A 24,893-nucleotide genomic window follows, 5' to 3' on the forward strand; every position below is an offset into this window, starting at 1 on the left:
GACCTTGGTCAGCGCGGCAGTCAGAGTGGTCTTGCCATGGTCCACGTGACCAATGGTGCCAACGTTGACGTGCGGTTTGTTACGTTCGAATTTTTCCTTAGCCATCGAGACCACCCCGCGCAAAAACACACCACCAAAACAAAGGCAGATATCTTCATATCCGCCTTCGAAATTGGAGCTCATGAGCGGATTTGAACCGCTGACCTCACCCTTACCAAGGGTGTGCTCTACCAGCTGAGCTACATGAGCCAAACTACTTAGACACAGACAAAACCTGGAGCGGGTAGCGGGAATCGAACCCGCATCATCAGCTTGGAAGGCTGAGGTTCTACCACTGAACTATACCCGCTTAGCCCGGTAGGCCTACGCTCAAAATCTGGTGGAGGGGGAAGGATTCGAACCTTCGAAGTCTATGACGTCAGATTTACAGTCTGATCCCTTTGGCCACTCGGGAACCCCTCCGAAACATGGCAGCATTATGTTTCGCCACCAAGCGACAGTCAAGAGTTTTTCTTTAAAAAACCTGAGCTTAGCTCACTTGACTACCGCCCATAGGGATAGCCGACTCGACTACCACCTGAAAGCGGGCGCAATTCTATTCAAACCGCCCAGAGCTTGCAAGCCCCCTACATGCCTTCCACTGATATTGCAGATCCGGAAAGGATCGAGAGAGGATCTCCATCAATGCTCCATCAAGCAGCTGGGCGCTTTCAGGCGTCACTTCCACCCAATAATCGCGTTACGTCCAGGGCTACTCGCACATTGCGGGCTCACAACCAACCCCTCTAGAGCGCCGCATTGCAGCTTCTGCAGACTCACTGCGAGCCCCCAGCGAAATGCCATTGACCAGATCTCCCTGAGCAATGGCATAGCTGTCTATCTTTTTCGCTTGCAGCTCTTTTAACTGGCACGAGGAGGCTTGACAAGAGAGCAATGGCGACAAGTACAACCAGCACTCTATTGCCATGACACGCTTGATTAGCTCTACCCTAGAATGAATATCGAGACCTAGCAGTCGCTGCGCAACTTGGCGCCCCTTTTCTGCAGACCGAACGCCCCCCCTGAAACAGGCAATCATCTCCTCCCCACCTGGTTGCGCGCCCCAACCTTCGACTCACTAACAAGTCGAACCCTTTGACTCACCTCGTGAGGCGGCGCCGGAGCAGTGATCCCATTCAATTGCCGAGAGGCTAACTGCTCATTCCAGCCCCGATAAAATAGATTCAACACCAGCAGCAAGAAAAAAAGCCAACGCATGCACGACCTCAGGAGGGAACTGGACAAACGATGGCAAGCCCGATAAAAACCAGGTCCGGCATGACCCTCACCCGAGGCAAAACATCCATGACCACAGAGGCATCTCCGCCGGTCAGAAAGACATCGTAATCATTCCCCCAATAAGCCTTTGCCAACTCCACCTGAGAATGAACGAACCCCTTCAGCATCAACACACACCCCCGCTCAACTGCCTCAGCCGTAGAACGGCCCGGGATAGCCTGCTCCCTCATAAAGCCGGTAGCAGCGGTAGCATCATAGCGGATACGCCTAGTATGACTGTGCAATTGACTATGCAACAAAGGCAACCCCGGACAGATAAATCCCCCCTTATGCTCACCATCGGCAGCAACAAAATCTGCTGTGACCGCAGTCCCCAAGTCCAGAACCAAACAGGCCTTGGCTGAAAGATGGTGCGCTGCGACAATAGCCATCCATCTATCAAGCCCTAAACTTCTATAATCCACGTATCCATTATGAACACCCGCCGTGCAGGGCGCTGATCGAGCAATCAGCACATGGAGCCCCAACCTCTGGGTAAGATGCATCTCAAGGCAAGCAGTCTCTTCATCACTGCGTACACTGACCATGCGACAGTGGTGAAACCCATAGCGTGCCCGTAGCCCCTCCAGAGCAGAGAATAGCTCCTCAGCTGATTCCGCCACCCCGCTCGAAACCACTTGGGAGAGCGCACCAATGATCCGCCATTTTATAAAACTATTGCCACAATCAAGCTCGATGATCATCACACAACCTCAAGCTGATCTCACCACCACTGTATCGCTGTTCTAATCCATTTACGCTCAAGCGCAGCGCACCCACATGATCAACTCCCAAGACCACACCCTCGACTCGCTGCGCACCCGCAATCAATGTTACCTTACACCCGCGCCATAAGTGATTCATCTCCCACTCTTCTTGAAGCGCAACGAATCCTGACTCCGCATGTCGCATTAAATATTCACGCAATTGTCGACTCAACTCACAGACCAACTCATTACGATCAATCGAACTTTGAAGCTCCAATTTCATTGAGGACCAAGGCTGATCAATACAACCCCCATCCTCCATATTAACGTTAATACCGACCCCTACAACGACATGGCACACATCTGCAGGATCACCAGCCAACTCCAAGAGAACTCCTGCGACCTTTCTTCCTCGCACAAAAATATCATTCGGCCATTTTAGGCCAGCCTCACCAGCTCCTGACGCCCGCAATGCTTGCATCACGGCCAGCCCTATCACAAGGCTTAACCCCTCTAACTGGCGGGCCCCTCTCTGAATTCTTATCGCCAGACTCAAATAGATATTTTTCCCAAATGGGCTTTGCCAAATACGCCCGCGCCGCCCTCTTCCCGCAGTCTGTCTTTCAGCCAAAACCAGAAAGGGAGGCTCTACTCCTCTCTCCAAGAGCCTGGCCGCTTCAGCATTTGTTGAGTCCAAGGAATCATAAACATAGAAAGGCCAAATATCAGACAAGCCTTTTTCAGCCAAGGCCATCTCAGTTAATAAGACCATCGGATTAGCCAGTTGATAACCGCGACCTCGCACCCGGTTCAGCTCCACCCCCCACTCGGCCTCCAAGCGCTGCATTTGTTTCCATACAGCACTTCGACTGATACACAGTGCATCTCCGATTGCCTGCCCTGAATGGAAATGGCCATCTTGAAGGAGCTTTAATAAAGTTAGCATTAGAGACTCCACCTCAATATGAGGTCAGCATCATAGCGGGGCACCTCTAAAAACCCAACAGTCTGCCCCCCCTCATCACCATCAGTCAGGACAGCCCTGGTTAACGCGCTTAGTGAGCGCTACTCGATAGCCGAGCAGCGTCGTACATTCAGCGAGGGGTGAATAGGAAGTGGCCTAATGATCATCCTTTTCAATAACTTAGCGTAAACTCCCTCGACAGTCGATCAGGGGGAACAAGATGATGCGGGACACCGCCCTGGCGCTGCTCAAGCGCAGCGTCGAGCAGGCCCATCGCGAACGGCTCCCCGCTGGCTGGGAGGCGTCCACCTACCAGGCCGGGAGCGGTTACGAGGGTCTGCTCATCGCCCTGCCGGTGGAGCATTGGCCCAGCCGGGATGAGGATTCGGCCGGCGGACTGGCCCAGCGCCTGCTGGAGCTGGCGCAACACATTGCGTCCAAACAGATGGCCACTGAACAAGCCCCCATCGCCAGCAGTCGGACCCAGTACCCGCGCCTCGCATGCCAATCCACTCCCACCATTCATGCCTTCATATGGAATTGCTGTCGTGGAGGTTACGAATTATAGAGGCGGGAGCGCATTTCAATCCTTGGCCAATTGCATGAGGGCCCTGGCCTTCGAGCGAACGATGGCGGGAGGGTGCGGGAGAAAGGAACGAGGGAGCGTTTGGGCAGGACAGCATCCCTCCTGAAGTGAGAGTGCCGACCGATGGGTGCCACGTCAGGGCGACAACAGGAAGAGCGGAGGAATCGGCCGGCGACAGCTGTTCAACGCAGCAGCGGCCGGCGGTGCCGGCGGACTGCGAGCGCCGAGTCAGATGACCGGCTCCACCTCGTGGCCGCAGGACAGGCAGTGGCTCAGCCATTCGCCGAGGAACAGGTTGAGCTGGCTCTTCTCGTCCGGCTGGTGCATCGCCGGATTGGGATAGACATAGCGGCTGCGCAGGCGCCGGGCCTGTTCCGCGCCGACCACCTCGGCCATGCGCGCATCGTGATAGACCCGCACCTCCATCCGCGGTGCCGGCAGCCAAGGCAGGCTGTGCTCCTGGCAGACCTGTACAGTGGTGGTGTAGGGACAGTCCTCGAGCACCTCCAGCGCCAGCACGCCAAGCAGCCGCTCGCCCTGGCTCACCCCGACCCGCCGCGTCGCTGCGGGTATGCTGCGCATCTCCGGTAGCAGGCGCATCAGCCGCGCATAGTTGGCTTCGCAGGTCGTCTGCAGGTCGACCAGGTCGACCCGGTAACGCTCGCGCATCAGACTTACGCCCACAGTCCACGTACCTCGATACGGTTCAGCGCCAGCCACTGCAGGGCAATGATGCTGGCAGCATTGTTGATCTTGCCGTTCCTGACCGCCTGCAGCGCCGTCTCGAAAGGCAGCACGTGCACCCGGATATCTTCGCCTTCCTCGGGCAGGCCATAAATGCCACCGGCCCCCTGGCTGTCGCAGCGACCGACATAAAGGTAGACCTTCTCGTTGCTGCCGCCGGGCGACGGGTAATAGACGGTCACCGGCCACAGCGCCTCGAGCTTCAGCCCCGCCTCCTCGAGGGCCTCGCGGTGGGCGACCTCCTCGGGCTGCTCGTCTTTGTCGATCAGACCGGCGACCATCTCGAGCATCCAGGGATTGTCCGACTTGTCCATCGCCCCGACGCGGAACTGCTCGTTCAACACCACGCAGTCGCGCAGCGGATCGTAGGGCAGCACGCAGACCGCATCATGGCGCACGAACAGCTCGCGGCTGAGCACCGGCCCCATCTCGCCGGAGAACTGGCGATGGCGCAGGTGCACGCGTTCGAGTCGGTAGAAACCGCTGAAACAGTCCTCACGCTGCACGATTTCCACAGCATTCGCATCCGGCTTGAAGAATTCGCTCATCCTGCACGCTCATCTGTTGAACTGAAATTGGCTGCCATCCTAACCCGCTCTTTCAAGCGGCGCAGCCCCTTTGCAGAAGGCCGAAGAACTGCGACCCTAGTCAGTCCGCCAGCGGCTGATCCGGAGTCCTGGCGAAGCCTCTCTCAACGATTCCGAAGCCCCGACGAATGCTGTATTCCCCATGAAATCACTCGTCCTCACCGCTCTCGCCCTCCTCCTGGGAGCCTGCCAGAGCCTCTCCCCCTCGAGCCAGCCGGCGGTCTACCAGCGCACGGCCTGGGAGCATCCGCAATCCGGATGCCAGGGCCGCGAGTGCCCGCTGGTGAACATCGACACCCTGCACTTCGCCGACGAGCCCATGCTGAACCGGCTGATCAATCACGGTCTGCTGGAGCTGACCCGCGAGGCCGAGGGCATGCCGCTGCCGGCCTCGCTGGAGAGCTACGAACGGGACTTCCTGGCCGGTGCCAAGCCCGGCTGGAGCAGCTATCTGCAGGCCAAGGTGCGCGAACAGGGCGATCGGCGCATCCTCGTGGAACTGTCGAGCTACCGCTTCACCGGCGGCGCCCACGGCATGCCGGGGCGAACCTTCATTGAGTTCGACCGCCACCAGCAGAAGGCCCTGGAGCTGCGCGACCTGCTGCTACCGGGTCAGGAGGAGGCTTTCTGGGAGAAGGCCAGACAGGCCCACCAGCGCTGGCTGGCGGTCCAGGACGTTGGCGACGATGCGGAATTCGCCAGCACCTGGCCGTTTCAGCAGACCCGCCACATCGGCTTGGCCCGGGTCGGCGTGCTGCTGATGTATGACACCTACCGCATCGCTCCCTACGCCATCGGCCACCCGCTGCTGGTGGTACCCTACCCGCAGCTCAACGGCATCCTCAGGCCGGAATACTTCCCGCGGGGCGGGAAGTAGGCTTCCGGCACCCTCTCCCCAGCGGGGCTAATGTGTGCACACAATTTTATGAAAACGCAATAAAAACAGTCAGTTAGCCTTCAATGCCACTTTTGGTAAGCTGCTGTTTTTACGAGCAAATTTCACTTTTTGTGCATGCTTTAGCCCCAGCGGAGGGAGGGATGGAGTGAGAAGCGCCGCCGCGGACGCCAGCTTCACACTTGCTTGTAGATCACCGAACCCTGCCCCTTAAAGCGCTCGGCCTGCTCCTTGAAGCCGGCCTCGATGGCCTGGCTTTCCTCGGATAGCCCGTGCTCGGCGGCATAGTCGCGCACTTCCTGGGTAATCTTCATCGAGCAGAACTTCGGCCCGCACATGGAGCAGAAGTGCGCCACCTTGGCCGAGTCTTTGGGCAGGGTCTCATCGTGATAGCTGCGCGCAGTGTCCGGATCCAGGCCGAGGTTGAACTGGTCCTCCCAGCGGAACTCGAAGCGCGCCTTGGACAGGGCATTGTCGCGGACTTGCGCACCCGGATGCCCCTTGGCGAGGTCGGCGGCATGGGCAGCGATCTTGTAGGTGATGATGCCGGTCTTCACGTCGTCCTTGTTCGGCAGGCCGAGGTGCTCCTTGGGCGTCACGTAGCAGAGCATGGCGCAGCCGAACCAGCCGATCATCGCCGCGCCGATGCCCGAGGTGATGTGGTCGTAGCCGGGGGCTATGTCTGTGGTCAGCGGGCCTAGGGTGTAGAACGGCGCCTCGTCGCAGCATTCCAGCTGCTTGTCCATGTTCTCCTTGATCATGTGCATCGGCACATGGCCGGGGCCTTCGATCATGGTCTGCACGTCGTGCTTCCAGGCGACCTTGGTCAGCTCACCGAGGGTTTCCAGCTCGCCGAACTGTGCGGCGTCGTTGGCGTCGGCGATCGAGCCCGGACGCAGGCCGTCGCCCAGCGAGAAGGCGACGTCGTAGGCCTTCATGATCTCGCAGATTTCCTCGAAATGGGTGTAGAGGAAATTCTCCTGGTGATGGGCCAGGCACCACTTGGCCATAATCGAGCCGCCACGGCTGACGATGCCGGTGACGCGCTTGGCGGTCAGTGGCACATAGCGCAGCAGCACGCCGGCGTGGATGGTGAAGTAGTCCACGCCCTGCTCGGCCTGCTCGATCAGTGTGTCGCGGAACAGCTCCCAGGTCAGGTCCTCGGCGATGCCGCCGACCTTCTCCAGCGCCTGGTAGATCGGCACCGTGCCGATCGGCACCGGCGAGTTGCGGATGATCCACTCGCGGGTCTCGTGGATGTGCTTGCCGGTGGACAGGTCCATGACGGTGTCCGAGCCCCAGCGGATACCCCAGGTCAGCTTGGCCACTTCCTCTTCGATCGAGGAGCCCAGTGCCGAGTTGCCGATGTTGCCGTTGATCTTCACCAGGAAATTGCGGCCGATGATCATCGGCTCCAGCTCCACGTGATTGATGTTGGCCGGGATGATGGCGCGGCCGCGAGCGATTTCCTGGCGGACGAACTCGGGGGTGATTTCCTTCGGGATAGCCGCGCCGAAGCTCTGCCCCGGATGCTGCTCAGCGAGCAGGCCGGCGGCACGCGCCTCGGCCAGCCTCATGTTCTCGCGGATAGCGACGTATTCCATCTCGGGAGTAATGATGCCCTTCTTCGCGTAGTGCATCTGGGTGACATTGTGCCCCGTCTTGGCGCGACGGGGGTTGCGCACGTGGGCGAAGCGCATGGCGGCCAGCTCGGGATCGGCCAGACGCTCCTGGCCGAAGCGCGAGCTGAGGCCAGTGAGCAGTTCAGTATCGCCGCGGTCGGCGATCCAGGCCGAGCGCACATCCGCCAGGCCTTGGCGCACGTCGATCCGCACACTGGGATCGGTGTAGGGGCCGGAGGTATCGTAGACCAGCACCGGGGCATTGATCTCGCCGCCGAAGGCGGTGGGGGTCACGTCCAGGCTGATTTCGCGCATCGGCACATGGATATCCGGGCGCGAGCCGGACACGTAGATCTTCCGCGAGCGCGGGAAGGGCTGTACGGACTGCTGGTCGACCTGGGCTGATTCACTCAGGTTCTTCTGTTGTTCTGTCACGCTCATCAAGGCACTCCACTTCGTCCGGGGCATGGATTGTCGGAGTCGATCAGGGCGGGCGCGGGCATGCCGAGGAATGGAGAGGCCCCCGCCGAACGGCGAGGACATCTTGTTCCCTACGCAGGTTTCACCCTGATCAGGTTCAACGGGATCCGGCTCGCGCCGATCTCAGCCCCCGCTGGGGCACCCCGACAAGTACCGGCTGAGTCTAAACAAGACGCGCGAAGAACACCAACCGGCAAATGCCTCCTCGTCGGAAAGCGCGGCTAGCGCCTAGCCAGCAGGCGCTCCAGCCCCTCCAGCAGCCGCGCCAGCGCGCCCTGGTTGGCCTCGAGCACCGCCCGCCCCGCCGCGCCGGCCAGCCCGGCGCTCGCCGGCTCGATCCAGAACTCGCCGACCGCCGTGGCCAGCGACCCGGCGTCGGTCACTTCGCGCAGGGCACCGGCCTCGCCGAGCCGCGCGGCGATGTCGAGGAAATTGAATAGGTGCGGCCCGCTCAGCAACGGCTTGCCCAGCGCCGCCGGCTCCAGCAGGTTATGCCCGCCGCTGGGCACCAAACTGCCGCCAACGAAGGCGCAGTCGGCCAGGGCGTAGAGAAACAGCAGCTCACCCATGGTGTCGCCGAGCAGCACCGCGCTCTGCGCCTCGACCGCCTGGTCAGCGGAGCGCCGTACTGTAGCGAAGCCCTCGCGGCGACACAGCTCGAAGACCGGTGCGAAACGCTCCGGATGGCGCGGCACCAGGATCAGGAGCGCCCCGGGAAAGCGCGCCAGCAGCTGGCGGTGGGCGGCCAGGACGACCTCGTCCTCCCCTGCGTGGGTGCTGGCGGCAATCCACACCGGCCGCTGCGCCGCCTCCCATTGCCCGCGCAGCGCCGCCGCCCGCGCAGGCAGCTGCGGGTCGACGGCCAGGTCGAACTTGATCGAGCCGGTCACCGTCACCGCTGCGCTGCCGGCGCCCAGCGCCCGGAAACGATCCGCCTCGGTGTCGCTCTGCACCGCCAGCCAACTCATCTCGGCAAGCATTGGGCCAGTCAGCCGGGCGAAGCGCCCGTAGCCACGCGCCGAGCGTTCGGACAGCCGGCCGTTGGCCAACGCCACCGGAATGCCGCGCCGCGCGCACTGGTGCACATGGTTGGGCCACAGCTCGGTTTCCATGATCACTGCGAGGCACGGCTGCAGCCGGTCGAGAAAGCGTGCCGCCGCCCAAGGCAGGTCGTAGGGCAGATAGCAGTGCTGCACGCTGTCGCCGAACAGCGCACGGATGCGTTCGGAGCCGGTCGGCGTCATGCAAGTGACGGTGAGCGGCAGCTCCGGATGGCGTGCCTGCAGGGCGCGGATCAGCGGCTCAGCGGCGATGCTCTCGCCCACCGATACCGCATGCACCCAGATGCCCCCCGGCCGAAGGGCCGGCAGGCCTAGGGCAAAGCGCTCGCCGACGCGCCGCGCATAAGCCGGCGCGCGCCAAGCCCGCCACGCCAGGCGCAAAAGGATCAGCGGAAGGGCAAGATGCAGCAGCAAAGTATAGAGGGCTCGATTCATGGCGGCGCAGCTTAACTTAACAAAGCGCCTGCCAGTTGCAAGATTCGCGGCATCGGCGGGGCTGCGTGACAAATTCCGTGACCGACTCGTCAAGAAAGAAACCGACGAATGGCATGCTTTATGCTGACCAAGATCAATAAACCGGTGCCGATTTATCTCCTATGGTCTAGCCGTAAGCACATTGAGCAGGGCAATCGCATGAACGACTTTCTCCCCTCTCCCATTCATGGGCGGGGGAGAGGGCAAATGAGCAGCAATGGCCTGCTCTCCCTCTCCTCAGCCCTCTCCCGCACACGGGAGAGGGCGTGAACGGCTGCACCTGCCCCTTCATGCGATTGCCCTGCACATCGGGTTGCCAAGGCCCACGATCTAGAGTCAGCGGTTATAATCCGACTCTTTTACTCAACGAGGCCTGCCATGTTCCCAGCCCTGAGCACTGACGTTCTGATCGTCGGCGGCGGTATCGCCGGCCTCTGGCTGAGCGCCCGCCTGCGCCAGGCCGGCTACGCCACCCTGCTGGTGGAAAGCGCCAGCCTCGGCGGCGAACAAAGCGTCAAGTCGCAGGGGATCATCCACGGCGGCACCAAATACGCCCTGCACGGCGCGCTGACCGGCGCCTCCGAGGCCATCGCCGACATGCCGAGGCGCTGGCGCGAGGCGCTGGCCGGCGACGGCGAGCTGGACCTCTCCGGCGTGCGCCTGCTGTCCGACGCCCATTACCTGTGGTCGCCCGGCACCCTGGCCGGCAAGCTGACCAGCTTCTTTGCCAGCAAGGCAGTGCGAGCGCGGGTCGACCCGGTGAAGGGCGACGCTCTGCCCGCAGCGCTGCAACACCCGGCCTTCCGCGGCAATGTCTATCGCCTGAACGAACTGGTGCTGGACGTGCCCAGCCTGATCGGCCGCCTCGCCGAACTGGCCGGCGCGGGCCTGCTGGCCGCCCGGGAGATCGTCCCGCTGCGCGAGGCGGGCGAGCTGAGCGGCCTGATCGTCGACGGCCGGGAGATCCACGCCCAGCGCATCGTCTTCTGCGCCGGCGCCGGCAATGCCGCGCTGCTGGCTACCCTCGAGCTGAATCAGCCGGCCATGCAGCGGCGCCCGCTGCACATGGTCATGCTCAAGGCGCCGACCCTCAAGCCGCTCTACGCCCACTGCCTGGGTAGCGGACCGAAGCCGCGGCTGACCGTCACCAGCCACCCCGCCGCCGACGGCCAGTGGGTCTGGTACCTGGGCGGCGACCTGGCCGAGGCCGAGGGCGTGGCCCGCGACGAGGCGCAGCAGATTGCCATGGCCCGCCACGAACTGAACGAACTGCTGCCCTGGGTCGACCTCGGCCAGGCGCGCTGGGCGACCCTGCGGGTGGACCGCGCCGAGCCGGCGCAATCGGCCCTGGCGCGACCGGACAATGCCTTTCTCGCCGAACAGGGCCGCCTGCTGATCGGCTGGCCGACCAAGCTGGCCCTGGCCCCTGACCTGACCGACCGGGTCTTCGCCAGCCTCAAGCGGGACGCCGTGCGTCCGGCGGCGCATCCGCCGCTGCCGGCCCTGCCCTGCCCGCCGCTGGCGCAACCGGTTTGGGAGGAGTTGCTGCCGTGAGCCTCGATATCCTCCACGACCTGCACCGCCCGCTGGGCAGCACCGGCCTGACGGTCTCGCCGCTGGGCCTGGGCACCGTCAAGCTGGGCCGCGACCAGGGCGTGAAGTACCCGACGGGCTTTCGCATTCCGGGCGACGCCGAGGCCCGCCAGCTGCTCGCCCTGGCCCGCGAGCTGGGCATCAACCTGATCGACACCGCGCCGGCCTACGGGGTCAGCGAGGAGCGCCTCGGCCCGCTGCTGCGCGGCCAGCGCGACGCCTGGGTGATCGTCAGCAAGGTCGGCGAGGAGTTCGAGAACGGCCAGTCGCGCTTCGACTTCTCCGCGGCGCACACCCGCTTCTCCGTCGAGCGCAGCCTGAAGCGCCTGGAAACCGGGCACATCGACCTGGTCCTGGTGCACTCGGACGGCAACGACGTCGCCATCCTGCGCGACAGCGGCGTCTACCAGACCCTCGCCGAGCTCAAGCGCGAGGGCAAGATCCGCGCTTTCGGCCTTTCCGGCAAAACCGTCGAGGGCGGCCTGCTGGCCCTCGCGGAAGGCGACTGCGCCATGATCACCTTGAACCTCAACGACCAGCGCGAACGGCCGGTGGCCGACTACGCCGCCGCCCACGGCAAGGGCATCCTCGTCAAAAAGGCCCTGGCCAGCGGCCATGCCTGCCTGGAAAGCGGCATCGACCCGGTTCGCGCCAGCTTCGAGCTGCTGTTCCACCACCCCGGCGTCGGCAGCGCGATCGTCGGAACCATCAACCCGCTGCATCTGTTGCATAATGTCTCGACAGCTGCAGCCGTTATCCGCCAACAAAGACAATAACGGGCCGCCACCGCGGCCGGCCCGGGACTAAGGAGCCGCCATGTCCACCATCATTGCCAAGCGCAATCCTCGCGCCTTCAAGACTCTTCCCTTGTTCGTGGAAGCTGCCCCCGAAGGACTCAGCTACCAGGCTCTCGGCCAGCCGCTGAACTTCAGCCAGATGCTCGAACGGCGCCGCCCGGTCGAGGTCACCAACAGCCAGCGCTTCGCCCTGGAGCTGGCCAATCTGGGGGTTTCCGTGCGCCTGACCCTGACTTGGCAGGGCCGCGACTACTGGATTCTGGTGCGCCAGCAGCGCCAGGATCGCGGTGACGTGGTGCTCAAGCCGATCTCCGGCTATGTGCCGGCCCACGAACTGAACCTGCCACTGCTCACGGCGATCCAGGAGGTCGCCGAGGAATGCCTGCTGCAGACCCCGAAATGCTGGATGACCGGACGCTTCGGCGACACCTGGCTGCCGACCCCCTATGAGAGCGCCCTGAATTACTGCGACAACTCCCGCTTTCGCCTGAGCCCGCTGTCCGGCGCGGCCCGTCCGGTGTATTGCGGCAACATGCCCCTGCTGGAGCGCCCGCGGGCCTACGTGCACCTGCCCACTGCCTCGCTGCAACTGGTCTACGACATGCGCCTGGAAATACCAGAGAACCTGCACCAGCTCAGCCTGCTGCACGCCGACGAATGCCTGGAGGAAGGCACCCTGATCGCCCGCATCGACCACGACAGCCCGGACCTCTACCTGCTGCCCTTCGACCAGGACCGGCGCCCGGCGGACGAACTCTACACCCTGCAGCAGGGCTTCCTGCGTCCGGTCGCCACCCGCGACCTGTGGCTGGCCGAAAGCTTCGCCCCGCAGGACGGCTGGGTGGTGCACGACGAGCGGATCAGCTGGCGCGACTGGCAGGCCCTGTGGGATACCCCAGCGCGGGACGTCGCCAGGCCGACCCCACAGCGCAGCGGAGCGCTGGGCTGAGAGGGCAGGAGCGCCCCGACCGGAGTTGGCCGCCGAGTGCGCGCCAGGCCCTTACGGGGCAGCCTCTTCCCACAGGTGTGCCAGAGCCTTGCCTGGGCGCAGCATGAACGCAAAAACCTCGGCGAACATCGGCACCAGCAGGCGGTTGCCGAATTCGTTCAAATGATCGTCGTCCGCATAAAGCGGACGGCCATCCTTGCTGCCGTGACAGGCCTCGTCATTGCATAGATAGGGCAAGGGATCAAGAATCTGGGCGCCACATCGCTCGCGTGCTTCATCCTGGATGCTCCAGACGAAGGCATGACGCTTGCGGTAGTCCGCCATTGTGATCGAGATTTCCCTTTGGGCACCCATCAGCATTGCCTTGGCCATGGCATGAGGCACATCTATCCCCCTCTCGGGGATGGACCGAATCAGGAATAAAGGCCTTGCTGCGGATCGAACAGAGCAGCCTGCGCTGCCGTGACCAGCGCATCCGCATGACTGTCGCCCATTATCAGCGCCTTGATCAAGTCGCCACCGAAGATACAAGCGGCCCCCTTGTCCAAACATTCATCCTGCCTGGGATTGCGATTGTTCGTTTGCGCTTCGACTTCACCCACAGCCGCGGGCCGGCGTCCCGGGAAGCCATCGAGTCGAACCGCATGGGCTACCAGCGCCACCGGGCTGCCAGCACTACAGCGGCGGCCGCCCATCGAGGCGGCAACCTGTGCAAGCCGCGCCGGCACTTTGATCAAGGCATGAGAAAGCTGTCCCAGCAGCAGGGTTGCGAACAGACTCGACAGAGCCCAGGCCGGATTGTCCAACTGCTCGCAATAGGCCAGGCCGACGACCAGCACAGGACATGAGCCAGGGTGATTGCCCGCCAACCCGGCAAAAACCGCCAGACGGCTAGCAGTAGTGCGGGCAGCAGGAGATAGAACTGTCACTCCAAGGATAGCGACCAGCTATGCAGAAGCCACTTCTCATGGGCGTCGCCATCGAAATAGCCGGACTCCTGCAGGAAACGCAGGTTGGATGCAAAAAATAGGGTTCGCCGCACATTCCCGCCGAGAGTCTCATACTCCCTGGACATCAGGACGAACCAGCCGACCGCCAGCAGCACCGCCGCCTGCACGTTCAGGGCCGGGAGAATCCGCCGGACACGGGCCAGGTAGAAACACCAGAGGGAAAAATCGCCACGCTGAGACCATTGCTGATGATGCCGGTCATCAGAACGGAAATAATGAAGAACACATCGACTCCGACAAAACTGCCATCGAAACCAGCAATAGCGAAGTGATACATCACCACGGCCATCACAGCCCAAGCGCGCAATCCATTGATACCGCAGCGAAACTCATTAGCCCGACAGCCGAAGCAAAAACGCTATCCAACCCTCCCCCCAACAAGAACTTGCGGATCGCAATACCAGGCGAAGCGGAGCAATCGCTCGGTCGCAAACCGCTATTCGAGAAAATGGATTTTCTACGTTTAGCGCTGCCGACGGATCTTCTCGACGATGCCGGTGGTGGAGCTGTTCTCCACCAGCCCCAGCACCTTCACCTTGCCGCCATGGGAGCGGACGATGTCGGCGCCGACCACTTGGTCGACGCCGTAGTCGCCGCCCTTGACCAGCACCTCCGGTCGGATCTGCTCGAGCAGGCGCTCGGGGGTGTCCTCGGCGAAGCTCACCACCCAGTCCACCGCACCGAGGCCGGCGAGCACCGCCATGCGCCGGTCCACCGTGTTGATCGGCCGGCCCGGCCCCTTCAGACGGGTCACCGAGGCATCGTCGTTGACCGCCACGATCAGCCGGTCGCCCTGGGCGCGGGCCTGCTCCAGGTAGGTGACGTGGCCGGCGTGGAGGATATCGAAGCAGCCATTGGTGAAGACGATCTTCTCGCCCTGGGCGCGGGCGTCCTCGATGGCTAGCAGGAGCTGCTCGAGGCCCAGCACGCCGCGCTCCGAGCCCTGCTCGCGCTGCACCGCGCGGCGCAGCTCGGGGGCGCTGATCGCCGCGGTGCCCAGCTTGCCGACCACGATGCCGGCCGCCAGGTTGGCCAGCGCCACCGCCTGCGGCAGCTCCTCGCCGGCGGCCAGCGCCGCAGCCAGGGTGGAGATCACAGTGTCGCCGGCACCGGTGACGTCGAACACCTCGCGCGCCCGCGCCGGCAGGTGCAGCGCCGGATGGCCGGGGCGCAGCAGGGTCATGCCGTGCTCGCCGCGGGTCACCAGCAGCGCGCCGAGTTCGAGTTCGGCCATCAGCCGGGCGCCCCGGGCCACCAGCTCGGCCTCGTCGGCGCAGCGACCGACGATATTCTCGAACTCGGCCAGGTTCGGGGTGATCAGATCGGCGCCGCGGTAGATGGTGAAGTCCTTGCCCTTGGGATCGGCCAGCACCGGAATGCCACGGGCGCGCGCCGCCTGGATCAGTACCTGATGATTCTGCAACGCACCCTTGCCGTAGTCGGAGAGCACCAGCACCCGGACCCCATCGAGCAGGCCCTCGACCTCGGCGGCCAGGGCCGCGGCGTCGGTGGCGAAGGGCTGCTCGAAGTCCATGCGCAGCAGCTGCTGATGGCGGCTCAACACCCTGAGCTTGACGATGGTCGGCTGGCTGGCGATGCGCTGGAAATGCACGTTCACGCCGGCCGACGCCAGGCTCTGGGTCAGGCTGTCGGCCGCCTCGTCGGCGCCGGTCACCCCGACCAGGGTGGCCGAGCCCCCCAGCGCGGCGATGTTCAGCGCGACGTTGGCCGCCCCGCCGGGGCGGTCCTCCATCTGTTCGACCTTGACCACCGGCACCGGCGCCTCCGGGGAAATCCGCGTGGTGCAGCCATGCCAGTAGCGGTCGAGCATGACATCGCCGACCACCAGCACGGGAGAGCGCTCGAAACGGGGCATGGACAGCTTCATGGAGTCTCCACGGGAGTATGAAAATCGGCGGCGATCATAGCATGCGCTGTCTAGCTGGCTGCCTGCTCCAGGCCATGGGCGCAACTGTCCGCTACGGCGGCCGTGCAGGAACGCACCCAGAACAGCTCGTGCCGCCGCACCGCCTTGCGGAAGAACTCGTCGGCCCCGGTGGCCGGCCAGCGGCGCCCGGCAAGGAGCTGCTGGATCCGGCGGCGCAGGCGCTTCTTCAGTGGCAGCGGCGCCTGCAGGTCGTGCTGCATGGCCAGCGCCGCAGCCTTATCCAGACGGGTCTCGGCACTCAGGAGCGGGCTCCACAAGCCATCGGCCGGCAGCGGCTCGATGGCCGGCGGCAGGGCGATGCCACCTTCGGCCGGGCCCATCGGCCAGCGGTCGTTATCATGCAGGTGATTGGCGTAGAGCAGCAGGGTTTCCGGCCGCCAGGCGCTGCCGCTGGCGGCTTCGAGCAGGGCGCGGGTGGCGGCCACATGATCGGCATGAGGATCCAGTTCGGGATGCGGCGTCACCACCACCTCGGGGCGGAAGTGCTCAAGCAGCGCGCGCAGGTCAGCGACCAGGTTGCGCCAGGTGGAAGCACCGTCGGCATCGCCGGGCAAAGTCAACGGATTGTGCCGGCGCACGCTGCGGATATCCGTCTCGCCGGACTCCCGCGAGCCGAATGGCTGCTGCGGCTCGGCGGCCATGGCCGACAACTGCAGGCAGTAATAGCCGAGCTGCGCACAACGGCTCTGCGCCACCCCGCCCCACAGCGGCACCGCCAGACTGTCCCAGCTGCGCAGGCGACCCTTCAGGCGCGCCGCGGCGACCAGGTCGAGGCCGAGGCTCTGGTAGTTCTGTGCCTCGATCTCACCCTGGGTCAGGGTGACGATGGCGGCGTCCCGCGCCCGGCTGTACAGGCCGAAGGCCGCCAGCTCGGCATCGTCGGCATGGGGGGCAACGACCAGCAGGCGCCGCCCCGCATAGTCCGGATTGACCAGCGTATGCAGGGTAGCGCTGCCGGCCAGGGTGCAGAAGCGCCCGCGAATGCGCAAACGCCCGGCGCGCAGCGCCTCCTGCTGGCCGGACAGGTTCAGGTAGCGCAGCCCGTCCACGCCGCGCTCGAAGTCTTGGCGGTCGTCGCCGATCCACACCTGCGGATCGAACAGCCGTCCGAGCCAGCCGGCGCTGACACGCACCTCGAGGATCAGGGTCTCGGCCGCGCCGATATCGCCTTCCAGCAGCACCCTGCCCTCCTCCAGACGCGCCGGCAGAGCCAGGGCATCCGGCGGGAAGGCATAGAGGTAATCGTCCTGCGGGCGATAGAATAGATGGTCGGCGAACCAGGCCTCGTGAGCGATCCAGCCCAGCACCAGCAACAGCGGCACCAGCCACCAGGCGACCAGCAGGCCGAGCAGGGCCAGTGCCACCAGGGCGACCAGCATGAAGAGACGCTTGTGCCGACGATGTCGCTTCAGCAACTGTTGCTTGCGGGCTGTCATGGCGTCAGACCTGATAGACCGGTACCCGGTGGCACCAGAGATCCTTGTACTCGCGATCGGCACGGCCGAAGGAATAGCGCAGCTGCTTGTCCTTGGCCCGCGCCTCGGCCCAGGCGTCCTGGGTGTTGACGAAGGTAAGCACGCTACCGGGGGCCAGCTTGTCGCAGTCGGGGTCGAAGCCGCCGTTGATGTACTCATAGGAGACCCACTTGGGCGATTCGACCCGGTAGAGAATCTGGATCGCGATGGGCCGCTCCTCGAGAAACACCACCATGCCGACCATGTAGTCGTTGAGCAGCTCGAATACCTCGGCTAGCCTGGCCTTGCCCGGTACTTCGAACTGCCAGCGGCGCTCGAACAGCTCCGAGTAGATCGCGGCACGCTCGGCGGGCGCAAGCTCGCCAATCGGCCGCAGCCGACCACCGGCCTCCTGTAGCAGGCGCAGGTCGCGGCGCAGGTTGTAGCGGTAGCGGCCCTTGTAGTTCTCCGGCGGACGGGCCATCGCCAGCTGTTCGGGCTGTTCGTGCAGGGTCGCGATGCGCCCGTGGTTCAGCTCGGAGATATAGCTCATCTGCTGGCGCACCGGTACGCTGACGTTCTCGGCGATCGGCAGGATCACCTCGGCATTGCCCAGGTCGAACAGCCGGCGCTTGCCGGATTGCTTCAACACCTCCTTGGCCAGGGCCAGATGGCGCCCCCAACAGGGTACGGCCGCCAGCAGCTCGCCGTCACGAACCCAGCCCAGGTAGCGGACGGGAATGCCGGCCAGCGCGGACAGCCGGTCGACGAAGAGGGGATGGGTCGCCACACTGCCCCCATGGCGGCTCCAGGCCTCGGCATAGGCCGCCTGGTCGATGACGCTCCAACCGCGCTCACGCCAGCCACGCAACAACTGAAGCATCAGGCGTCCCCTGTTACAAAAAGCATTTCATCGGTTTCCTTGAAGTGTTTGGCATGCAGACGTGCATAGTACCCACCGAGCGCCAGCAGCTCGGAATGGGTTCCTCGCTCGACGATGTGTCCATCGTCCATCACCAGGATCAGGTCGGCCTTCTCGATGGTCGACAGCCGATGGGCGATGACCAGCGTAGTCCGCCCTTGCATGACATGATCCAGGGCAGCCTGGATATGCCGCTCGGACTCGGTGTCCAGCGCCGAGGTGGCCTCGTCGAGGATCAACAGCGGCGCATCCTTGAGCAGTGCCCGGGCGATCGCCAGGCGCTGGCGCTGACCGCCGGAGAGGGTCACGCCGTTCTCACCCACCTCGGTATCGAAGCCCTGCGGCAGCCTGTCGACGAACTCCCGGGCGTAGGCGGCTTCGGCGGCCTGCTTGATGGCCTCGCGCGGTGCGCCGGCCAGGTCGCCATAAGCAATGTTGTTGGCCACGGTGTCGTTGAACAGGGTCACCTGCTGAGTCACCAGAGCAATATGCTGGCGCAGATTGCGCAGGCTGTAGTCCTCGACCGCGACGCCGTCGAGCAGGATCTGCCCGTCCCGGTGCTGATAGAAGCGCGGAATCAGGTTGACCAAGGTCGACTTGCCGCTGCCGGAGCGCCCGACCAGGGCGACCATCTGCCCAGGCTCGATGGAGAAACTGATGTCATCGAGCACCGCCCGGTCGCTGCCGGGATAGCTGAAGCTCAGGTTGCGCACCTCGAGACGGCCACCAATCCGCTCGCGCTCGATGCCGCCCTGATCGACTTCGGGCTCCTCGTCGAGCTGGGCGAAGATGCTGTCGGCCGCCGCCAGACCCTTCTGGATGGTGGCGCTGACTTCGGACAGCTGGCGGATCGGCTTGGGCAGCATGCCGGCCGCGGTGATGTAGGCGATCAGATCGCCCGCCGAGGCATCGCCGCGCAAGTAAAGCACCATGTACATCAGCACGGCCATGCCGCTGTAGATGACCAGTTGCAGCAGTGGCGTGTAGACCGCCTGGGTGCGGGTCATGCTCAGGCTGCGGTTCATGTTGAGGGCGCTGGCCTTGTGGAAGCGCGTCTGCTCGTATGACTCGCCGCCGAAGCTGCGGACCACCCGGTAGCCCTGGATGGTTTCCGAGGCGACATGGGTGACATCGCCCATCGCGTCCTGGATCTTCCGGCTCTGCTTGCGAAAGCGCTTGCTGGCCGCGGTCACCATCAGCGCGATGATCGGCAGCAGCACCAGCAGCAGCAGGGTCAGCTTCCAGTTGCTGAGGAGCAGGTAGCCGAACAGGAAAACAACGGTGAGCCCCTCGCGGATCACCACCTTGATCGCATCGGTCGCCGCGCCCGTCACCATGGTCACGTTGTAGGTGATCCGGGAGATCAGGTGGCCGGAGTTGTGGGTGTCGAAATAGCGGTTGGGCAGGGTCAGCAGGTTGTCGAACAGGGCGCAGCGCAGGTCGTGCACCACGCCGCGTGCGACCTTGGCCAGGTAGTAGTTGCCGAGGAAGGAGCCTATGCCCTGGTAGAGGGCAATGAGTACAATCAGCAAGGGCACGCCATAGAGCAGCGGGATACCCAGCAACATGGCCTCGCCGGAACCCTCCAGGCCATCCAGGAAGTACTTGAGCATCTCCGCCAGCATCGGCTGGCTCGAGGCGAACAGCAGGAACCCCAAGATGCTGAAGGCAAAAGCCCTCGTATAGGGCAGGACGTACCTCAGCAACCGCAGATAGACTTTCAGGCTGGATTGCTGGACAGGGTTGGCCATACGGCGAGCCTCGAACATCGATTGAGGAACAGGATGCGGATTGTATCAGCGCAGGAGCTGGAAAAATGGCTGGGAAACGGCCGGGTCCTGGAAAAGGACGGGCGCGGCCCCAAGGTCGTGGCCCTGGACGACGGCCGCTTCCTCAAGATCTTCCATACCCGCCGCCATCCCCTGCTCGCCCGCCTGCAGCCCGCCGCCCGGCGCTTCTCTCGCAACGCCGAGCAGCTCGGACAGCGAGGCATCCGGACGCCACAGGTCATCGAAACATTCTGGCTAGACCGCAAGGCGGGCCTGAGCGCCTGTCTCTATCGGCCGCTTCCGGGAAAGTCCGTGGAGCAGCTGTACCGCCAGGAGCCGCAGAAGATCGCCGAACTGCTGCCGGCCCTGGCGGACTTCATCCGTCACCTGCACGAACTGGGGGTTTACTTCCGCTCCCTGCACCTGGGCAACATCATTCGGATGCCCGACGGCCAGTTCGGCCTGATCGACATCCTCGATCTGCGCTGCCGGCAAGGCGCGCTCAATACCTGGCAGGTGAAGCGCAACCTCAGTCATCTGCGCCACTATCTGGAACGGCGCCAGCTGACGGGCTTTCCCCTTGACGCACTGTGTGAGCTTTATCGCCAGCCCACCTCCTCCACACTCGACGCGCCCGGCAAACCGAAATAGCGCCCCGTCGCCGCAGCAGCGGGCGCTGCCTGATCTCGCGGGCGGGGTTCAGGCCGCCTCGCTCCCAGACTGCGGGCGTTGCACGCCCAGCAGGATGCCGACCGGGAACCAGAACACCACCCAGTGGGGGCTGGGGCGATGGAGGATGGCATAGATGTCTGAAACCATCGCTACGATGGCAAACGCCAGCAGCGCCAGCCCCAGCCGCGCCAAGGGCTCTGCCCGGCATGTCCAGCCTTTCCAGAGCAGACTCGACAGCAACGCGACGAGTAGCAGGATGCCCGGCAGGCCGTATTCGTACCAGAACTGCAGATAGAGGCTATGGGCGTGCTTGACGCTCCAGTTGGCGGGCGGAGGAAACTTGAAGTCGAAGTCCGCCCCGGCGCCCGCCCCCATCAGCCAGAACGTGGGAAAGCGCTCCCCCCAACTCGCCCAGATCGGCTCGCGATTACTCAATCCCACCTGACGCTCGTGCTGGATTTCTGGCCAGAACAGGAAGAGCGCGACCAGCAGCAGCAGGACACCGCCACCCAGCAGGATCTTCGACTTGATATTGGGAAACAGCAGGAGCATGACGAAAGCGCCCGCCGCCGTGGCAAACCACGCGCCGCGGGAGAAGGTGAGCAGAATGTAGGCAAGCAGCCCCAGCATGCCCAGAACCAGCAGAGCAGCCTGCCAGGGCCGAACCGGGAGGCCGACTAGAAGCCCGGTCGCCAGCACCGCGAAGATGCCGTAGTACAGGCCGGCGACAATAGGGTGATCCAAGTCCGCAAAGCCGTTCCAGCCCAACTCGCTCAAGCGGCCATGGAAACGCATGGCCTGGTAGTCCAGCGGCTTGTCCAGTACGCCGAACTGGTAGTAGAGCGTCAGCCAGGCAAAGGCCGCCGCAATGGCCACGGCGGCGACCAACAATCCGGTGAAGATCCGCGGATGCCTGACCAGGCTGGCCACGGCAAACACATAAAGGAGGGCCAGGAGGACGATCTTGAACCAATGGGAAGGCTCATTGCCGGAGCCCGGGTTCAGCCAGCCGCTGAGCATCACCCAGGCGAACAGCCCGAGCAGAATACCCCCCGGCGGCTGTCGCCAAGTAACCAAGGACAGGCGTCTGTACAGCAATAGAAACAGTGAGGGAACGAACAGCAGTAGATATGTCTGGGTGGCATAACGACTGCCATCGTTGTTGAACAGCAGACCCGCTACCTGTACGAACAGACCAGCCACCAGAACATATGACCAGACATTCGGGAACCTGGACGCCAGGGCCAAGCGTTGACTAGAAATCACTGCAACTCCATTCGATGGCTAGAAATCCTTTCCCGCGCAAGCGGCAACCCACACGAAGCAATGGTCGATGACCAACATGATAGACGTCATATTCAACCCAAAGGCAGGGGCAATCGCATGAACGATTTCCCCCCTCCCCCATTCATGGGCTAAAGCATGCACAAAAAGTGAAATTTGCTCGTAAAAACAGCAGCTTACCAAAAGCAGCATTGAAGGCTAACTGACTGTTTTTATTGCGTTTTCATAAAGTTGTGTGCACACATCAGCATTCATGGGAGAGGGGCCGGGGGAGAGGGCAAATGTGTAGCGATGACTTGTTTTCCCTCTCCCCAGCCCTCTCCCGCGCGCGGGAGAGGGAGTGAACGGCTGCACCTGCCTCTTCATGCGATTGCCCCGCCCCCAAAGGCTGTTGCCTCGAAAGAAGGCGAACATGCTATAGGGGCCACGCCCCTATCGTGATATCAATCACGGCATATTCAAGCCCTATCAAAGCCGAGTCATGGGAAGCTCGAAACTTTCACGGAGAGAACCGCAAGGCACAGCGCCGCTCGGAACCTCTCGGCGGTAACAGGAGCAAAAAAAAGAACTACTGTGCGTAGCCTTGCGGGTTCATCGACTGCCAGCGCCACGTGTCGACCATCATGTCGGAAAGACTTCTTTGCGCCTTCCAGCCCAACTCCCGCTCTGCCTTGACGGGATCGGCCCAGCACGCGGCGATATCTCCCGGTCGGCGTTCCACTATGCGATAAGGGATGGCGCAACCGCTGGCCTGCTCGAAAGCATGGATCATTTCCAGCACGCTGCAACCCTTGCCCGTACCGAGATTCCAAGCCTTCAAGCCTGCTTGGCGGCTAATCGCCTGCAGCGCCTTCAAGTGCCCCTCAGCCAGGTCAACCACATGGATATAGTCGCGCACCCCCGTCCCATCCCGCGTGGGATAATCCCCCCCAAACACGGCAAGTTCTTTGAGCTTGCCGATGGCGACTTGACTGATGAACGGCAACAGGTTGTTGGGGGTGCCGCAGGGAGCCTCCCCGATCAATCCGCTGCGATGCGCCCCCACTGGATTGAAATAGCGCAGCAGCGCCATGCTCCAGCGCGGATCGGAAGCCGCCAGATCACGCAGAAGCTCCTCGACCATCAGCTTCGAACGACCATAAGGACTGGTCGGCGAACCAGTCGGACAATCTTCGGAAAGCGATCTTTCATGTGGCTGTCCATAGACAGTCGCGGAGGAGCTGAACACCAGACGAAAGACACCGGCACGAGCCATGGCCTGGCACAACTGCACAGTGCCCGCCACATTGTTTTCGTAGTATTCCAGCGGATTGCGCACGCTTTCCCCGACGGCCTTGAGCCCGGCGAAATGCAGCACGGCAGTTATCCCATGATTGGCGAAAAGTCCATCCAGCAAGCGGGCGTCACGAATATCGCCTTCGATGAATGCAGGTGCCTTCCCACAGATTCTGGCCAGCCGAGCCAGAGACTCGGCCGAGCTGTTGCATAGGTTGTCCAGCACGACAACCTCGAAACCGGCTTCCAGCAAGGCCAGTACCGCATGCGAACCGATGTAGCCGGCACCGCCGGTCACCAATATTTTCATCTTCAAAGCCAGCTTGCCATTTTAAAGCCATATCTCGAACCAGAAACCCAAAGAGGTTCATAACTCCACTGGATCGGGCTCAACCCGCCAGATACTTTCTGTGCAGAAATCTCCCGTACCAGACAAGCCCATGTAGCCAGCGCCCCTGACTGAACATGAGCCGATACATGAATCTCGAATAGACATAGATCTCTCTGGGCGTGAAACCGTCGTCCAGGCGCTCCCCGGCCCACGGCGAGAGAGCCTGGTACTTGAGAAACAACTCTTTCGATTGATGAGGATTCCAGCCGCGCCAAGGCTTCATCGGTCCAATGAAATGAACGAACTTTGTGTCCGGGGAAACGACCATGCCAACCCTACCCTTTTTCAGCTTGCCGGTCAGGCCGTACGGATAGTTCCAAGCCCTGTCGATGAATCGCACCTTCCCGTTGAGTACGATATTGAGAGCGTCCTGATCGGAATACCGAAGATTCAGGACTGGGTCGGCTATCTTCTCCAGCGCCCTTTCGGACACCTTGCCGGCTATCCAGCGGGGGATATCGATATACAAAACGCCGGAGTTGAAATAATCAGTCAATACCTGCCCTTTCCGAGTCAACCCGGCTCGCTTGGACTCGGAGCCGGCATCGCGAACCACTGCAGCAATCGTGTCGCCGATATCCAACCGCAACAACTCGGAAATATCGCCAGCACATAGAATATCCGCATCGAGATAAAGCACTCTGTCCGCGACACCCTTGAGCGCCTCGGGAATCAGAAGCCGGATATAGGCGGCCTTTGAAATGTAGGCCTGCCCCTTGCCGGCCCCCGGGTCTTTGACACCAACCAGCTCATCGACAAGGTGTATGTGTACGGGCTTGCCGAAAAGGCTCTCCAACTGCTCGAGACGACCACGACTGACCGAGGAGATCTCGGAAATGAAAACATGAAACACCAGATCCAGATCGGGATTGTTCTCGGCGATCGAGGTAATGGTGACGCCCATGGGGTGCAGATAGTTCTCGTCCACACCAAAAGCGACATGAAGGACATTTATATTTCTCGTGGCGGCATCGGACATGACTTCCCGTAACCTCTAATTCACTCAAGCAGCCAGGATGGCTCGTCGCAAGGATGCTTCCAATGGCCGCGAGGGCCGACTCGAAACCCTGCATCGATTCGCCGAGTCACGGGGGATCGTTCCATAGCCGGAGCATCGCTGCCCCAGGGAGAGTCTGCCGGGGGAGGTCCCGGATAGAATATGGAAAGGTATCGATTCTTTTCAGGCAAGATGAACAGCCCTCACGCTCGCATTCCGTAAGCCACATCCTGCAAGTGTTCAGCACCGGCATCCGTTCACGGTACAAATTCTCCCGCCAGAGCAGAAAACTCCCGGCAGGGGGCGGCGCCGACCGGAAAGCGCTGGAGACTGGCCCCCCTATCGGACAGGGTCAGATCCATCTTGGCGACGGCCCAACATGAAGCGCGACAATT

23 protein-coding genes, 3 tRNA genes and 1 riboswitch are annotated in these 24,893 nt (G+C 62.8%); of the genes, 6 read left to right on the forward strand and 20 right to left on the reverse strand.

Going from position 1 to position 24,893, the window contains the following annotated elements; all coding sequences use genetic code 11:
* The 6 genes from ACYVD0_RS00005 to birA form a co-directional block, all read right to left on the reverse strand.
* The coding region (locus tag ACYVD0_RS00005) for a GTP-binding protein (protein WP_460424859.1) at window positions 1-183 on the reverse strand (183 nt) is incomplete at its 3' end.
* Window positions 174-249, reverse strand: a tRNA-Thr gene (locus ACYVD0_RS00010). The genes ACYVD0_RS00010 and ACYVD0_RS00005, both read right to left, overlap by 10 nt.
* Before the next feature lie 26 nt (window positions 250-275).
* Window positions 276-349, reverse strand: a tRNA-Gly gene (locus ACYVD0_RS00015).
* Between the two features lie 28 nt (window positions 350-377).
* Window positions 378-462, reverse strand: a tRNA-Tyr gene (locus tag ACYVD0_RS00020).
* Window positions 463-1,265: 803 nt separating this feature from the next.
* Window positions 1,266-2,021 carry a type III pantothenate kinase gene (locus ACYVD0_RS00025; protein WP_460424860.1) on the reverse strand — a complete coding sequence of 252 codons (756 nt, stop codon included), beginning with the start codon at window positions 2,019-2,021 and terminating at the stop codon, window positions 1,266-1,268.
* Entirely contained in the window at window positions 2,005-2,970 is a 966-nt protein-coding gene (gene birA, locus ACYVD0_RS00030; protein WP_460424861.1) for a bifunctional biotin--[acetyl-CoA-carboxylase] ligase/biotin operon repressor BirA, read from the reverse strand. The genes ACYVD0_RS00025 and birA overlap by 17 nt, the downstream gene beginning before the upstream one ends.
* 238 nt (window positions 2,971-3,208) lie before the next feature.
* Here birA and ACYVD0_RS00035 point away from each other — a divergent pair, with 238 nt between their 5' ends.
* Window positions 3,209-3,556, forward strand: coding sequence for a hypothetical protein (locus ACYVD0_RS00035; RefSeq protein ID WP_460424862.1), 348 nt, complete (start codon window positions 3,209-3,211; stop codon window positions 3,554-3,556).
* A 246-nt stretch (window positions 3,557-3,802) separates the two neighbouring features.
* On the opposite strand, the gene ACYVD0_RS00040 is transcribed toward ACYVD0_RS00035, so the two are convergent.
* On the reverse strand, window positions 3,803-4,258 hold the full coding sequence (locus ACYVD0_RS00040) for a DUF1249 domain-containing protein (protein ID WP_460424863.1): 456 nt from the start codon (window positions 4,256-4,258) through the stop codon (window positions 3,803-3,805).
* Window positions 4,249-4,866 carry an NUDIX hydrolase gene (locus tag ACYVD0_RS00045; RefSeq protein WP_460424864.1) on the reverse strand — a complete coding sequence of 206 codons (618 nt, stop codon included), beginning with the start codon at window positions 4,864-4,866 and terminating at the stop codon, window positions 4,249-4,251. The genes ACYVD0_RS00040 and ACYVD0_RS00045 overlap by 10 nt, the downstream gene beginning before the upstream one ends.
* A gap of 181 nt (window positions 4,867-5,047) precedes the next feature.
* Here ACYVD0_RS00045 and ACYVD0_RS00050 point away from each other — a divergent pair, with 181 nt between their 5' ends.
* Window positions 5,048-5,782, forward strand: a complete 735-nt coding sequence (locus ACYVD0_RS00050) for a DUF3298 and DUF4163 domain-containing protein (RefSeq protein WP_460424865.1) — start codon at window positions 5,048-5,050, stop codon at window positions 5,780-5,782.
* Window positions 5,783-5,976: 194 nt separating this feature from the next.
* Here ACYVD0_RS00050 and thiC read toward each other — a convergent pair whose 3' ends face one another.
* On the reverse strand, window positions 5,977-7,863 hold the full coding sequence (gene thiC / locus ACYVD0_RS00055) for a phosphomethylpyrimidine synthase ThiC (protein ID WP_460424866.1): 1,887 nt from the start codon (window positions 7,861-7,863) through the stop codon (window positions 5,977-5,979).
* A gap of 90 nt (window positions 7,864-7,953) precedes the next feature.
* Window positions 7,954-8,058: riboswitch (TPP riboswitch) on the reverse strand.
* 65 nt (window positions 8,059-8,123) lie between these two features.
* A complete protein-coding gene (gene waaA / locus ACYVD0_RS00060; protein ID WP_460424867.1) occupies window positions 8,124-9,398 on the reverse strand; it encodes a lipid IV(A) 3-deoxy-D-manno-octulosonic acid transferase in 1,275 nt (424 codons plus the stop codon).
* Window positions 9,399-9,815: 417 nt separating this feature from the next.
* On the opposite strand from waaA, the gene ACYVD0_RS00065 reads away from it, so the two are divergent.
* Genes ACYVD0_RS00065 through ACYVD0_RS00075 form a run of 3 tightly spaced genes read left to right on the forward strand, consistent with a single transcriptional unit; the run spans window position 9,816 to window position 12,776 of the window.
* Window positions 9,816-10,991, forward strand: a complete 1,176-nt coding sequence (locus ACYVD0_RS00065; protein ID WP_460424868.1) for an NAD(P)/FAD-dependent oxidoreductase — start codon at window positions 9,816-9,818, stop codon at window positions 10,989-10,991.
* Window positions 10,988-11,806, forward strand: a complete 819-nt coding sequence (locus ACYVD0_RS00070; RefSeq protein WP_460424869.1) for an aldo/keto reductase — start codon at window positions 10,988-10,990, stop codon at window positions 11,804-11,806. Before ACYVD0_RS00065 ends, ACYVD0_RS00070 begins: the two co-directional genes overlap by 4 nt.
* A gap of 40 nt (window positions 11,807-11,846) precedes the next feature.
* Window positions 11,847-12,776, forward strand: a complete 930-nt coding sequence (locus ACYVD0_RS00075) for a metal ABC transporter ATPase (protein ID WP_460424870.1) — start codon at window positions 11,847-11,849, stop codon at window positions 12,774-12,776.
* A gap of 51 nt (window positions 12,777-12,827) precedes the next feature.
* On the opposite strand, the gene ACYVD0_RS00080 is transcribed toward ACYVD0_RS00075, so the two are convergent.
* The 7 genes from ACYVD0_RS00080 to msbA all read right to left on the reverse strand — a co-directional run bounded on the left by ACYVD0_RS00080 (window position 12,828) and on the right by msbA (window position 19,861).
* On the reverse strand, window positions 12,828-13,160 hold the full coding sequence (locus ACYVD0_RS00080) for an SGNH hydrolase domain-containing protein (RefSeq protein ID WP_460424871.1): 333 nt from the start codon (window positions 13,158-13,160) through the stop codon (window positions 12,828-12,830).
* A gap of 29 nt (window positions 13,161-13,189) precedes the next feature.
* Window positions 13,190-13,615, reverse strand: a complete 426-nt coding sequence (locus tag ACYVD0_RS00085) for a hypothetical protein (RefSeq protein WP_460424872.1) — start codon at window positions 13,613-13,615, stop codon at window positions 13,190-13,192.
* Window positions 13,616-13,895: 280 nt separating this feature from the next.
* Window positions 13,896-14,075, reverse strand: a complete 180-nt coding sequence (locus tag ACYVD0_RS00090; protein WP_460424873.1) for a hypothetical protein — start codon at window positions 14,073-14,075, stop codon at window positions 13,896-13,898.
* Between the two features lie 174 nt (window positions 14,076-14,249).
* Window positions 14,250-15,674: a bifunctional heptose 7-phosphate kinase/heptose 1-phosphate adenyltransferase gene (gene hldE / locus ACYVD0_RS00095; protein ID WP_460424874.1), complete on the reverse strand. Its 1,425-nt coding sequence runs from the start codon at window positions 15,672-15,674 to the stop codon at window positions 14,250-14,252.
* Between the two features lie 50 nt (window positions 15,675-15,724).
* The gene (locus tag ACYVD0_RS00100; RefSeq protein WP_460424875.1) at window positions 15,725-17,170 is read right to left on the reverse strand and encodes a PIG-L deacetylase family protein; all 1,446 of its coding nucleotides are present in this window, start codon (window positions 17,168-17,170) and stop codon (window positions 15,725-15,727) included.
* Window positions 17,171-17,174: 4 nt separating this feature from the next.
* On the reverse strand, window positions 17,175-18,071 hold the full coding sequence (locus tag ACYVD0_RS00105) for a GNAT family protein (RefSeq protein WP_460424876.1): 897 nt from the start codon (window positions 18,069-18,071) through the stop codon (window positions 17,175-17,177).
* The gene (msbA, locus tag ACYVD0_RS00110; RefSeq protein WP_460424877.1) at window positions 18,071-19,861 is read right to left on the reverse strand and encodes a lipid A export permease/ATP-binding protein MsbA; all 1,791 of its coding nucleotides are present in this window, start codon (window positions 19,859-19,861) and stop codon (window positions 18,071-18,073) included. The genes ACYVD0_RS00105 and msbA overlap by 1 nt, the downstream gene beginning before the upstream one ends.
* A gap of 33 nt (window positions 19,862-19,894) precedes the next feature.
* On the opposite strand from msbA, the gene ACYVD0_RS00115 reads away from it, so the two are divergent.
* The gene (locus ACYVD0_RS00115) at window positions 19,895-20,530 is read left to right on the forward strand and encodes a BUD32 family EKC/KEOPS complex subunit (RefSeq protein ID WP_460424878.1); all 636 of its coding nucleotides are present in this window, start codon (window positions 19,895-19,897) and stop codon (window positions 20,528-20,530) included.
* Between the two features lie 48 nt (window positions 20,531-20,578).
* On the opposite strand, the gene ACYVD0_RS00120 is transcribed toward ACYVD0_RS00115, so the two are convergent.
* The 3 genes from ACYVD0_RS00120 to ACYVD0_RS00130 form a co-directional block, all read right to left on the reverse strand.
* Window positions 20,579-21,754: an O-antigen ligase family protein gene (locus tag ACYVD0_RS00120; protein WP_460424879.1), complete on the reverse strand. Its 1,176-nt coding sequence runs from the start codon at window positions 21,752-21,754 to the stop codon at window positions 20,579-20,581.
* Between the two features lie 649 nt (window positions 21,755-22,403).
* A complete protein-coding gene (gene galE, locus ACYVD0_RS00125; RefSeq protein ID WP_460424880.1) occupies window positions 22,404-23,420 on the reverse strand; it encodes a UDP-glucose 4-epimerase GalE in 1,017 nt (338 codons plus the stop codon).
* 79 nt (window positions 23,421-23,499) lie between these two features.
* Window positions 23,500-24,480 carry a glycosyltransferase family 8 protein gene (locus tag ACYVD0_RS00130; RefSeq protein WP_460424881.1) on the reverse strand — a complete coding sequence of 327 codons (981 nt, stop codon included), beginning with the start codon at window positions 24,478-24,480 and terminating at the stop codon, window positions 23,500-23,502.
* Window positions 24,481-24,893 lie beyond the last annotated feature (413 nt).

It is taken from the genome of Azotobacter armeniacus (assembly GCF_054779355.1).